Source organism: Microcoleus sp. B13-B6, assembly GCF_036705405.1.
Lineage (GTDB): Bacteria > Cyanobacteriota > Cyanobacteriia > Cyanobacteriales > Microcoleaceae > Microcoleus.
The window spans coordinates 15,754-28,849 of the sequence record NZ_JAUBUJ010000044.1 but is presented as its reverse complement, the minus strand read 5'-3'; the positions used below and the strand labels follow the sequence as shown (position 1 = coordinate 28,849).

General features: G+C 44.8%; 10 protein-coding genes. 7 read left to right on the top strand and 3 right to left on the bottom strand.

Features of this window, described 5'->3' with window-relative positions:
- The first annotated feature begins 165 nt into the window (after positions 1-165).
- A complete protein-coding gene (locus tag QUB35_RS19860; protein ID WP_333143487.1) occupies positions 166-2,124 on the top strand; it encodes a serine/threonine-protein kinase in 1,959 nt (652 codons plus the stop codon).
- A gap of 83 nt (positions 2,125-2,207) precedes the next feature.
- A complete protein-coding gene (locus tag QUB35_RS19855; protein WP_333143486.1) occupies positions 2,208-3,482 on the top strand; it encodes a serine/threonine-protein kinase in 1,275 nt (424 codons plus the stop codon).
- Here QUB35_RS19855 and QUB35_RS19850 read toward each other — a convergent pair.
- The 3 genes from QUB35_RS19850 to cynS form a co-directional block, all read right to left on the bottom strand.
- Positions 3,474-4,064: a type IV pilin-like G/H family protein gene (locus QUB35_RS19850; RefSeq protein ID WP_333143485.1), complete on the bottom strand. Its 591-nt coding sequence runs from the start codon at positions 4,062-4,064 to the stop codon at positions 3,474-3,476. The genes QUB35_RS19855 and QUB35_RS19850 overlap by 9 nt on opposite strands.
- 56 nt (positions 4,065-4,120) lie before the next feature.
- Positions 4,121-5,503: an ATP-dependent protease ATP-binding subunit ClpX gene (clpX, locus tag QUB35_RS19845; protein ID WP_333105768.1), complete on the bottom strand. Its 1,383-nt coding sequence runs from the start codon at positions 5,501-5,503 to the stop codon at positions 4,121-4,123.
- A 359-nt stretch (positions 5,504-5,862) separates the two neighbouring features.
- Positions 5,863-6,306 (bottom strand): cyanase, encoded by a 444-nt coding sequence (cynS, locus tag QUB35_RS19840; protein ID WP_333143484.1) that lies wholly within the window; start codon positions 6,304-6,306, stop codon positions 5,863-5,865.
- A gap of 445 nt (positions 6,307-6,751) precedes the next feature.
- Between cynS and QUB35_RS19835 the strand changes: the two genes are divergently transcribed.
- The 5 genes from QUB35_RS19835 (at position 6,752) to QUB35_RS19815 (ending at position 13,061) form a co-directional block, all read left to right on the top strand.
- The gene (locus tag QUB35_RS19835; protein ID WP_333143483.1) at positions 6,752-7,096 is read left to right on the top strand and encodes a slr1659 superfamily regulator; all 345 of its coding nucleotides are present in this window, start codon (positions 6,752-6,754) and stop codon (positions 7,094-7,096) included.
- Positions 7,097-7,254: 158 nt separating this feature from the next.
- Entirely contained in the window at positions 7,255-9,393 is a 2,139-nt protein-coding gene (locus QUB35_RS19830; protein ID WP_333143482.1) for an ATP-binding protein, read from the top strand.
- Positions 9,394-9,429: 36 nt separating this feature from the next.
- Positions 9,430-9,750 (top strand): hypothetical protein, encoded by a 321-nt coding sequence (locus QUB35_RS19825; protein ID WP_333143481.1) that lies wholly within the window; start codon positions 9,430-9,432, stop codon positions 9,748-9,750.
- A gap of 320 nt (positions 9,751-10,070) precedes the next feature.
- Positions 10,071-10,346, top strand: a complete 276-nt coding sequence (locus tag QUB35_RS19820; RefSeq protein WP_333143480.1) for a hypothetical protein — start codon at positions 10,071-10,073, stop codon at positions 10,344-10,346.
- Between the two features lie 129 nt (positions 10,347-10,475).
- Positions 10,476-13,061 carry a PAS domain S-box protein gene (locus tag QUB35_RS19815; RefSeq protein ID WP_333143479.1) on the top strand — a complete coding sequence of 862 codons (2,586 nt, stop codon included), beginning with the start codon at positions 10,476-10,478 and terminating at the stop codon, positions 13,059-13,061.
- Positions 13,062-13,096 lie beyond the last annotated feature (35 nt).

Genomic DNA, 13,096 nt, shown 5'->3' with positions numbered 1-13,096 from the left:
GACAGGATAAAACCCCACCAAAAAAATAACTCTTTGTGGAACAGGCATCTTGCCTGTTGCTGACAGGATAAAACCCCACCAAAAAAATAACTCTTTGTGGAACAGGCATCTTGCCTGTTGCTGACAGGATAAAACCCCTCCCACAAAAACATTACTACAAACTATATGAACGCCTCCCCCGATTTTTCCACTCACGGCTATCAGATTGAAAAAGAACTCGGACACAACAGTCTCGGCGGCCGAGTTACATACTTAGCGAAAAATACGAACACTCAAAAATTAGTTGTACTCAAGCAATTTCAATTTGCCCAATTAGGTGCTAGCTGGGCAGAATACGAAGCTTACGAACAAGAAATTAAAGTTTTGCAAAAACTGGATTTTCCGGGCATCCCCCGCTATCTCGATTCTTTTCAAACTGACAGCGGTTTCTGCATGGTGCAGGAATACAAAAATGCCGAATCTGCTGTCGCGCGGACTTTTTCGCCGCCGGATATCAAGCAAATTGCGATCGCAACTTTAGAGATTTTAGTTAACCTGCAATCTCAGAAACCGCCGATAATTCACCGCGACATCAAGCCGGAAAACTTGTTAATAGATGACGAACTCAATGTTTATTTAGTAGACTTCGGTTTTGCTCGGCTAGGAGGTGGAAATATCGCGGCTAGCAGCGTTGTCAAAGGCACGATGGGATTCATGCCACCGGAACAAATGTTCAACCGACAATTAACCAAAGCCTCGGATCTCTACGGCTTGGGGATAACGCTGATTTGCTTGTTAACTGGTACGAAATCTGCGGATATCGGTAATTTAGTTGATGCCAATTATGGTATTCATTTCCGGCATTTAGTACCGCCATTGCAGCAGGGTTGGATGAATTGGCTGGAGAGGATGGTAGCGCCGAGATTGCAAGACAGATATCCATCGGCTGCGGATGCTTTAACTGCGCTAAAATCTTTGGATGTCAGCAGCTTGCCGAAAGTGAGAATTGAGCGCGATCGCATTCAATTCACCGCCGCAGAATATGGAGAAAAAGTAACACAAATCGTTACCGTTAGCAACCCTATTCCCGATACAATTTTAGCAGGTCGATGGGAAGTAGCACCGCACCCGAACGATCCGCCACATACTCCTTACGACCACCCTTGCATCTCCTTTGAACCGCAGAAATTTGAGGGCAATGAGGTTAGGTGCAAAATAACGGTAGATACGAGCAAATTGTTAGCAAGTAAAATTTATCATCGCCAGATGATACTCCACGTTAATTCCGATCCAGATACCCATAAAATTGAGATTCAAGTTAAAACGGCTCCTCTTCCAGAACCAAAGCAAATGCCATATTTGTTTAAAGATAGAGGGAGTTTTATGTTGGTGTTTATCTGCGTCGGTTGGCTGCTAAGCAACCCGATGGAGCGATGGATGTTTTTCACCTTAATAGCTGTGCTACTTCCGGGTTTTGCAGCAGCAGAAAAGACACTATATACAGAAACAGAAAAGAATCGATATACAAAAGGAAATAAAACTGTAAATGGGTTTCCATCTATCTTAGGAGCCACTTTAGGAATTACAGCAATATTACTGGCAGCGATTACTTTTTCATCACTTGGTAGTGGTTTTGGTAATAGTACGGGTAAAGACATCGCTTTACTTGTTGGTTTTGTGATCTCAGCTATAGTTGGTGCTTCAGGTGATTTTGAGAATAGTAGGAGTTTGACAATCCTGGCATTTGTAGCTTGTGGACTTTTGATGGTCTTTTCTTTACCGACGAGTATGGCAGTGATATTTGTGCTTTTGCTTACTAATTTGGGTTCTTTCAAGGTAGTTTATACCTTAGCTAAGACCAGAACTTACGAACAGATTAAAAGAGGTTTTTTTAAGAAAGATGCTGGAGCAATTTCATTTCTCACCGCTGGATTTTACATCAGTTTAGGGGTCGTATTTCAACTATACTTAAGGTTGGCCAATGAGATGGGATCGCTCGAACCCTTAAAAGTTTTAGTTTTAGCAGCAAGTGCGACTGCCCCTCTCCTCGTCACCGCTATTCCTTTACTTTACTTGATTGTTCTTAAAAGAAACATAATGATTGCTGCCTACCGCAAATCCCAGCCATATTTAATTAAACCCTAATCAACCCTTCCTACTAATAACTTTAGTTCGGATTATTCAATAATTTTAAACACTGAAGTCCTTACTACAAACCTTACAAATTTATGAACGCTTTTCCTGACTTTTATAACTACGGCTATCAAGTAACTCGCGAACTCGGACACAATCGCGCCGGCGGGAGAGTTACCTATCTCGCTACCGAAATTAATACCAAACGTTCCGTCGCTGTCAAACAATTTCAATTTGCCCAAACAGGCGCTAATTGGGCTCAATATCAAGCGTGCCAACAAGAAATTCAGATTTTGCGAGAACTGGATCACCCCAGCATTCCTCGGTATTTAGATTCCTTCCAAACAGCATCGGGTTTCTGCATGGTACAGGAATACAAAAATGCCAATTCCCTCGCAACTCTCCGCAAGCTAACGCCACAGCAAATCAAGCAAATTGCTATCTCTGTTTTAGAAATTCTTAAATACTTGCAAAACCGCGTTCCGCCAGTAATTCACCGAGATTTAAAACCGGAGAATATCTTAGTGGACGATCGCCTGAATGTCAGCCTTGTCGATTTCGGATTTGCTAGAATCGGCGGGGGAGAAGTGGCCGCCAGCAGCGTTGTTAAGGGCACTTTGGGCTTTATGCCGCCAGAACAAATGTTCAATCGGCAGCTAACTGTTGCATCGGATTTATACAGTCTCGGCGCTACGCTAATTTGCTTGCTAATCGGCATCAATTCTACCGAAGTTGGCAGTTTGATGGACGATACCGGGCGGATTAATTTTAAACATCGCTTGACGCAGCTAACTCCAGAATTTCTTGACTGGCTGCAAAAAATGGTGGAACCTAATTTCAAACACCGCTATCCTTCCGCAGATGCGGCCTTAAATGCTTTGATTCCCCTCGAAGTAGTTCAGCAGCGTAACAACTTAAAACCGATATTGATCTCAGTCGGAGTATTAACAGCAATTTCTGCTATTTTTATTCCGCTTTTTTGGAAATCTCCCGAACCTCAAACAGCAGTAGATCTCAAACCAGTAATCAGCTCAGCAAATTTGAACCCTAAGACTCAAGTAATGTTAACTGACGAATTAGAATCAACGAAACTTAGAGATGTTTGGTCTTTGAAGCAAAAGAAAAAAGTCTATTTTGCTGTAAGTGCTGTTAACTTGCCAGAAGGAGAATATAAAAGTTATTGTAAGGTTGTCAACCCTCAAGGACTATTCGCAGCCCAAAGTCAATCTTATTTAAAAACGACGGGCGATCGATTAAATACTTGGTGCTGGTACAATTTTAAAAAGGATGACAAACCTGGCAATTGGAAGTTTGAATTTTACTTAGACGGTGAAAGAGTGGCGCAAAATAGTTTCAAGGTCTTACCTTAAGATAGTTGTTCCGGGCTGGCAGTGAATTTCTTTGCCGTCAAAAGTTGGCGGATTCCAAGTTTCTGCATAACTTGCATTAATTCGATCGCTCTCGCAAATTGCAGCAATAGTTGTTATAATATTGCTGCCCTTTTCTTTAAAAGCAAACACTGCGCCAGTGTAGGATTTCCCGGTACTCATATCATTAGGTTTGGCAATCGCGATCGCGCTTTCAAATTGTGCCGATTGGCGTTGATTGTACCAGGTTTGCACCGGACCCATTGAGGAGACAAGCGTGTAATTATTGTCATCGGTTTGTTCTTTAATTCCTAGACCCAATTGGGTAATTTTATCGCTAAATTTACCGTACTCTGCATAGTAAGCTTGCTGCGCTCTATTGATGCTATTAATATATTGTTTTGCTTCTGAGGATTTCGGATCGCTGGAGATGAAAAGTTTATTGAGTTTGAAATCGTAAAATGATGCCATGAGGCCACCCATAACCGCGCTGTAAATTGCAATCCTCGGCAGCAAACTGGATACTGGCAATCTCGATTTTTTACTGGCTTTAGCTACATTGACTGACATTTTTTTAACTGTCATAAAGTAAATTTGCCAAGCTTGTAGGGTGCGCCGAAGCGCACCTTACAGACAATAAATCAAGCAGTTTCGTGTTGTTTGTGCCAAGCGGGATGCCACAGCAATTCAGCAGTCGATCGCTTCTCGACCATTTCAGGAGTAATCATACAGTTAGCCACATCCTTGCGAGAAGGCAACTCGTACATGACATCCAGCATTAACTCTTCTAAAATGCTGCGGAGAGCTCTCGCGCCAGTTTTGCGACGATAGGCCTCCTGGGCGATCGCCCGTAGCGCTTCCGGCTGGAATTCCAATTCCACGCTGTCCATCTTCAACAGCTTTTGATACTGCTTCACCAGCGCATTCCGGGGCTCGGTCAATATCTGCATCAAAGCTGCTTCATCCAGCGGCGAAATCACCGTCACCACCGGTATCCGCCCCACAAACTCAGGAATCAAACCAAACTTGACTAAATCGTCCGGCTGTACCTGCTGCAAAATATCAGCGGCCCGCTTGTCTTTCGCCGGCAAAGTCGAGTTGCTGTCGCTTTCCGTTGGCTGAATAAAGCCCAAGGATTTTTTACCCAAACGCTGTTCAACTATTTTTTCCAAACCGACAAAAGCACCGCCACAAATAAATAGAATTTTGCTAGTGTCAACTTGAATAAAATCTTGGTAAGGATGTTTGCGGCCGCCTTGCGGGGGAACATTAACCACTGTTCCTTCCAACATTTTTAGCAGCGCTTGCTGCACTCCTTCTCCCGATACATCTCTAGTGATCGAAGTGTTTTCGCTTTTGCGAGCAATCTTGTCAATTTCATCAATATAAATAATGCCCCGCTGCGCCGCTTCCACATCAAAATCGGACATTTGCAACAGCCGCAGCAAGATATTTTCTACATCGTCGCCGACATATCCAGCTTCTGTCAGTGTCGTCGCATCCGCTACCGCAAACGGAACTTCGAGCATTTGCGCCAAACTTTGCGCTAACAAAGTTTTGCCACAACCTGTGGGCCCGACTAGCAGGATGTTGGATTTTTGCAGTTCTACATCGCTGTCAGGGGAAGACTTGTCGCTATCTTTAGCTTGGTCAACGCTCAAGCGCTTGTAGTGGTTATAAACTGCTACAGAAAGGACTTTTTTTGCTGAATGCTGGCCGATGACGTGGTTGTCTAAATGCTGCTTAATCTCTGTTGGTTTCGGAATTTGAGCTAAAACGATTTTCGATTTATTCGATCGACCTGGGCGCCTGGTTCCTTGTCCCTGAGACTCTCGCACCTCTGACTGGGGAATCTGTTGACCAATTGTTTTACTGGAGTCAAAGAACTCCTCCTCTAAAATTTCATTGCACAGTTCCACGCATTCATCGCAAATGTAGACGCCGGGCCCAGCTATTAACTTGCGGACGTACTCTTGCGACTTGCCGCAAAAGGAGCATCTGAGATGGGAGTCATATTTTGACATATTTGCCTCTTAATTTACGGTTGCGGTTGCTTGTTTCGACTGGGGAAGTTGCCGCGGGAGTGACCTTAGCTGTGCCCTAGAAGGGTTTCCCGATCGGACACCCAAGCCAGTCAGTCGATTTTAGATTTTAGATTTTAGATTTTAGATTTACTCCACAGATGAATTTTGGAGCTGAACTAGGGTCTAAAATTTGGGGCTCTGCACGACTTAAGTCGGGGGCTTGTCTCCGTTTTTTGGCGGAGTCAAGCTTCGCGATCTCTGTTTCTAAGTTAACACTTTTGAGGCTTTAGTGATTAGTCATGAGTCATGGGAGCCAATTTGAATTTTTAATTTTCACTTAAAAATAAAGCCGCACGGGCTTACCATTTTTTGTATTCCAAAAATTTTCCCGACATAATTATTTTCACTCGATCGCCTTTTGGGTCTGCTTCTTTCTCGACATCCAAAGTAAAGTCGATCGCGCTCATAATCCCGTCACCAAATTTTTCGTGAATCACTGCTTTGAGTGGCATCCCGTAAACCTGCATAATTTCATAGAAACGATAAATCAGGGGGTCAACCGGAACCGAGGCCTCCAAAGAACCTTTTAACGGAGGTTCACAGAGAACCGCAGCCGTCTCGCTATCTAGTCCCAAAGCCGAGACAATTTTCTCGGCTTCATCTGCTGATGCGGTAGCTTGACGGTAAATAACCGCAGCAATCCAAACTTCGTCGCGCCCCAAAACTTTTTCCAAATCTGCAAAACTAATTCCCTTAGCTTTTTTAGCCGCCAAAAGCTTTTCTGTAATTCCTGAAATTGCCATTAAATATTCTCCCCTTCACTTCTGTGTCCGATGTGAAATATGTCTCACATTTTTGGAATTTTGTCAATACTAAATTGAGAAAAAAATCGAATTGATAGGTCGGAACTTCAGCCCAAGTTGGTCTCGTCAACCCCCACAACTCATACAATTTGAGATTTGAGATTTGAGATGTTAGATTGGCAATGACTTATGACTACCAGGGTTGGGAGCTAGTCAACAGTTGCATTATTTTTGCCAACTCGTATCACAACCGCTAAATCCTAAAATAACTCCTAACTGCCCAGGGGCAATGCTACAGTTGGCAGTATATGTAATAAAAGTTACACGCGCAAAGGCCTTCGGCATTCGGCAAACGGGTAAATTTTGATCGTGCTAGCCTGAAGCTCAATCCTCGCTCACGCAGCCAAAGCCCCTTTACCACTCAAAATCGGCAACTGACAAAAGTATGGAGATTCAGACCAAAGATTACACGATCCAGTACGATCGCGCTACGCAAACAGTCACCTGTAGCGGCTCGTTCCGACTCAGCCAGGTGGAAGAATACGCACCGATCGTCGATCTGCTCAACGAAGTGGCCGACTCCTGCCCAAACACGGTGACTCTAGACCTGCGAAAGCTAGAATTTTTAAATAGTTCTGGAATTAATATTGTCTCAAAATTTGTGATCAAAGTGCGCCAGCAAAAAAATATTCAAATGGCCATCAAAGGTTCTAAACAGATCCCCTGGCAGATAAAATCCCTGAAAAACTTGCAGCGGCTGATGCCTTCCTTGCACTTAGAATTGGAATAATATTGGAATAATAGCGAAAAAGGTAGACAGGAATCCCCGGCTAAGTCCGCGAACCAGGATCAGGGTGGCTGAAGTTAATCGGAATAAGTCATAGTTAAACAAGCACAAAACCCTAAAAAACTTCAGAACCGACTAAAAATTACCAATTTTCAATTGCTATGCAGGAAGAACCATCGACAGAACAGCTACTTTTCGACGTTCAGCGGCTGAGTGCGGAACTTGAAAACTTGAAGCGCGAAAAGGTTGACCTAGAAATTTTGCTGGAGACTACCACCGAACATTCAGATACGATGGAAGCTCACTTGCTGAGCAAAGCTCAGTTGGCGCTGCGTTCAAGCGAAGAGCAGTTTCGGGCGATCGCCTCGGCAACTCCCGTGCCCATATTAGTTTCTCGCCTCTGTGACGGCTTAATTCTGTATGCGAACGCTCAATTGGCTTCTCTGCTGAACATACCCCTAGAAAAATTGATCGGCTGCAGCACTCCCGACTTTTACTTCAACCCCGCCGATCGCCCAAAGGTACTTGAGGCACTTGCTAAAGAGGGATACCTCCAAAACTACGAAATCCACTGCAAAAAATCAGACGGCACAGCTTTCTGGGCGATGATCTCGGTTCAGTCGCTGGTGTTTAACGGCGAGCCGACAGCATTGTGCGCCTTGTACGACCTCACCCAGCGCAAGGAAGCAGAACAAACCCTCCAAGAGAGCGAAAAGCGGCTCCGCCGCCAGAGTTTGGCTTTGTTGCAGCTAGGTAGGCAGAGGACTCTCAACAGCGGTGCGCTGAATGTGGGAATTCGCGAAATTACCGAGGCTGCTGCCCGCACTTTGGATGTGGAAAAAGTCAGCGTCTGGCTTTACAACCACGGAAGATTTGGAACTCGCTACCCCAGCGATCCCCAGCTAAATTTTACGGAGAGAGTGCTCGCCCACAACCAAACAGAGGCACTCGATACAGAGGCCACGGCCTCAGAGCAACACGAGGGGGTTAATCATTCTAAGTTTAAAATGCCCAACCTCAAATTAGTTTGTCTCGACTTGTACGATCGCACCCAGGAGAATCATTTGAGCCGGGAGTCCATATCGGCAAGCGATTTAAATTTATCAATTTTAGATGTTGAAGGCGACGCACCGGGCGAAAATTTGCGATCGGAGAATGGTTTAGAACCTACGACACAGACTCAAAAATCTCTACAAACAAATTTGTCCCACGCATCTTCGCTAGCCGAACATTCCGCTGTGCTGCCAAATGCCAGCAAGCCCAATTCATCCATATTAAATGTAGCAATTAGGCTCGGTGGGCAGATCGTGGGCATCCTCTCTCTCGAACATATCGGTGCCCCCCGCCAATGGGCTCTGGAGGAACGCACCTTCGCCGATTCTTTGGCAAATTTGGTAGCGCTGGCGATCGAAGGATTTGAGCGCCAGCGGGCTCAGGAAGCCCTCTCCAAAGCCAAAGCGCAGCTAGAAATGACCGTCGATCAGCGCACCGCTCAACTCACCACCGCCAATAAACTGCTCCGCATCGAAATTGCCGAGCGCAAAAGAGCCGAAATAGCCTTGCAAGAAGCCTTACACAAAGCTGAAGCAGCTTCGAGAGCTAAAAGCACTTTTTTAGCCAATATGAGCCACGAGCTGCGGACACCGCTCAACGCGATTATCGGTTACAGCGAAATGCTACAAGAAGAAGCACGGGAATCGGGACTCGAAGAGATCATTCCCGATACCCAAAAAATTTATAGCGCCGGCAAACACTTGCTGACTTTAATTAACGATATTCTCGACCTTTCTAAGATAGAAGCCGGTCGCATGGAGCTTTATTTAGAAAAATTTGACCTCTGTAATTTAATAGAAGAAGTCGTTGCAACTTTGCACCCTTTGGTCGAAAAAAATCACAATCAATTGCAAGTTTCTTGCTCTGAGACTTTGGGAGTGATGTATGCAGATTTGACTAAAGTCCGGCAAATTCTGTTCAATTTGCTCTCGAATGCCCTGAAGTTTACCGAAGGTGGAACGGTGCTGTTAAGCGCGACTCGCGAACCAGCAGGTGACAGCGATTGGGTTTATTTGCAGGTATCTGATACGGGGATTGGAATGTCGGCAGAACAGCAGCAGGGTTTGTTTCAACCTTTTATTCAAGGGGACGCTTCGACTACTCGCAAGTACGGCGGCACTGGTTTAGGATTGGCCATTAGTCGCTTGTTTTGCCAGATGATGGGCGGCGATATCACTGTTGAGAGTGAGTTGGGTGTTGGCTCTACTTTTACTGTTCATTTAAAGGCAAAAGTTGATATTAGTTAGAAGCAAGTTGGGCAACTAGCAATGGGGAGCATCTCAATGAAAGCAGCCAAGCCCAAAATAGGAGTTAGGAGTCAGGAGTCAGGAGAAAAGAGCCTGAAGGAAGAAGTCAGGAGCCAGAAGAAGTGTTTTTACAAATATGAGCGGCTCCCTAGCAATGTAGGGGATTTAAGGGATTTAACGGGTGGGGGTTTTGCCAGTAATTATGTAGCGGATTTAAGGGATTTAACGGATGGCAAAAGATGGAATAATTCCCCGATTACCAATTCCTCCATTACCAATTACCAATTACCAATTACCCATTCCCTTTTTAATTGTGACACCGATCGCGATCGACCTCTGTTGTCGATCACACACTAGCATTGTTTTTCAGCCTAGAATACCTATATTATCTCAAAATTGTCCTGCAGGCCCGATCGGGCGCCTCGCTGCATTTACAAATCCCACCTCAATCTAATTAAAGGGGTGGGGGGTTGCTTCCAGAAAGCCAATTTGGTAAAAGTAATGCTATGGTCGCGAACCAGTAGAAGGCAAAATTTAACAGGAAATCAGGAAGTTTCAAAAGTCTCTGGACGCAGAAACACAATTCTGCTTTTTGCCTTCATACTGTTTCTACTGGCTATATAGCATTGCTGCTGAAAGCAATGCAGAATTTCTCAGAATCAAAGGAGTGCATCTACATGATTAAACCTTGCAGTCAACCGCTAAAAATAAATCCTTTTACTTGTTATCGCGATCCGGCGACAGGCAGGTGGACTACTGTAGTTACAACTGTTCAGAACCCTTGCGAAACAGACTCTAGTTTAAAAGCAGAAGCCGAAGCCGAAAACGAAGGTAAAGCAGAAACGATCCTTTCTGCTTCGCCTGCTGTCTCGGTGTCGAAAAAAGTCCTTTCTTTCTCCTTGCCTCCGTTTAAACACCGTGCCAAAAAATCTGCTGTTAGTGTCAGCAGGTAGCTATCGCAGGGGTCTAATCTAGTTTCCACGGTTAGTCCCCCACGATCGCCCCATAAAAAAACAAACTTATCCATAGCCTAAACTGCCAAAAAGCGATATACTGGCAGCAAAGTTTCTCATTCAATATTCGTGAAGTATTTGCTCGATCGCTGCCTCCACTTTGTATGGACAGACCGACCAATTCGCCAGCGGGGAACAGTCATCATTGCTATTCCCTTGATTTTTCTGTTTGCTTCGCTGCTAGCAATTGCCGGCCTCCGGGATAGTGCCATACAGATAAGAAAGCGATCGGATACTAATAGGGCATTACTTCAGGAAACTAACCGCATGATCACCCTGGTGGTGGATGCGGAAACGAGCGTTAGGGGTTATGGGTTGACAAAGCGCCGCGAATTTCTATCACCCTACTTAGAAGCAAAGAAGAGTTTGCCTCCGCTGCTGGCTAAACTCAAGGTTATGGTTCAAGAAAACAAACTGCAAGCTCAGCGATTTGAAGAAATTAAAAAAAGTACCGAACAGCATATAAATTTCTTGCAAAACACTTTGAATAAGCTGGACAGTTCGGAAATAAGGATGCAGTCGCCGGAAATAATTGAGGTGTTCACTCAAGGCAAATTGAGGAGGGAGAACCTGCGCGCAAAAATTAATGTGTTTGCTAATGCCGGCGAAGCCTACCAGAAAAGTCTAGATCGGCAATTAGGGGAGTTGGTAGATTTCATTAATTTTGTGCAAGTTGCGGGTTTACTTTCCGGCTGTTTGGGTGCAGGGGCTTCCTGGTATTTATTTGATAGTTTAGAGAAGGAATTGATGAAGCGGGAAGCTGGCTTGGAAGAAAGTAAAAGTCGCATTCAAGCTGTGGTAGACAATGCGGCTGACGGTATTATTACTTTGGATGCACAGGGAAATATTGAGTCTTTTAATAGGGCAGCAGAAAACATTTTTGGTCAGAAAGCCGATAGAATAAGGGGATCTAACCTGCGGCGGCTGATCGCTCAACCGCTGCCGCACAGCAGTGTGGGGGATTATTCGATCGAATATTTTGTGTTACATCCCGATACTACGCTGAAGACTTACCAGCAAGAAACAGTTGGAATGCGACACGACGGAACGAAGTTTCCGATGGAGTTGTCTGTCAGCGAAATGCGTCTGGCAAATCAACACTTGTTTATTGCGATTTGCCGCGATGCCAGAGGACGGAAAAAAGCCGAGGAAACTCTGCGAAAGCAAGCGCAAATGCTGGATTTGGCCAACGATACGATCGCGGTACTAGACTTGAATGGGGCAATTTCTTATTGGAATTTGGGGGCAAAGTGGCTCTACGGGTGGCGGAAGTCGCAAGCAATGGGAAAAAATATTCACCAGCTTCTACAAACAGAATGGGCCCAACCTTTTGAGGTAATTCAAAAAGTATTTTTCGAGAAGGGTTCTTGGCAAGGAGAACTGGTGCGAACCAAGAAAGACGGCACCAAAATAACGGTGGCCAGCCGGTGGACTTTGCAGTACGACGATCAAGATCAACCGGTTGCTATTTTGGAAATCAGCAACGATATTAGCGATCGCAAACGCTCAGAAATTGCTTTAGCCCAAAGCGCGCAGCGGTTTCGCGCTACTTTTGAGCAGGCGGCAGTCGGCATGGTTCAAGCGACTGTGGAAGGCAAGTTTCTGTTAGTCAATCAAAAACTTTGCGAAATTTTGGGCTACAGCCGGCAAGAATTGGTGGAGAAAAGATTTCAGGATATTACTTTGCCGGCAGATTTGGCAAGCGAACTGGAACTTTTGCGCCAATTGTTAGCAGGAGAAATTGAAAATTTCTCTCTGGAAAAGCGCTACATCCGCAAAGACGGAGAGTTGGTGTGGGCAAACTTGACGGTTTCGCTCCTGCGAGAACAAAATGGCACTCAATTTCTGATGAGTGTGGTAGAAGATATTAGGGAACGCAAACAAGCTGAGGAATCGCTGCGGTTGCGCGCTCAAGAATTGAGGTTGACGGCGCAAAATCTGGCTCAAACGACGAATGTTTTGAAAAAGCGGAATCAAGAATTAGACCAGTTTGCTTATGTAGTTTCTCACGATTTGAAAGCGCCGCTCAGGGCGATCGCAAATCTCAGCAGTTGGATAGAAGAAGACCTCAGCGAGTCAATGACAGAGGATACTCTGCACCAAATGAACCTGCTGCGCGGCAGAGTTCACAGAATGGAAGCTTTGATTGAAGGACTGCTGCAATATTCCCGTGTCGGACGCATTAAAGTAGCTTTAGAAAGGGTAAAAGTTGATAATTTATTAGCAGAAATTATTGATTCTTTGGCGCCGCCGTCGGGATTTGAGGTGAAAGTTGAACCGGGAATGCCAACTTTTGTGACAGAAAGATTGCTGTTGCAGCAGGTTTTTTCTAATTTAATTAGCAACGCAATTAAGCACAACCGAGCTGAATCTGGTCATGTAAAAATATCGGTTAAAGAGTTAGATGATTTTTACGAGTTTTCTGTAGAGGATGACGGGCCGGGGATTGCTCCTCAATATCACGATAAAGTTTTTGTGATTTTTCAGACCTTGGAAGCTCGCGATAAAGTTGAAAATACTGGGATAGGTTTGTCGCTGGTGAAAAAAATTGTGGAAGGTCAAGGGGGCAGTATTTCCCTAGAATCTGCTGAAGGTGAGGGAGCAACTTTTCGGTTTACTTGGCCGAAGCAACCTATTAGCCAAGACGGAAAATAAAACAACTCTAAAGGTATAGCACTCCTAAATGATTC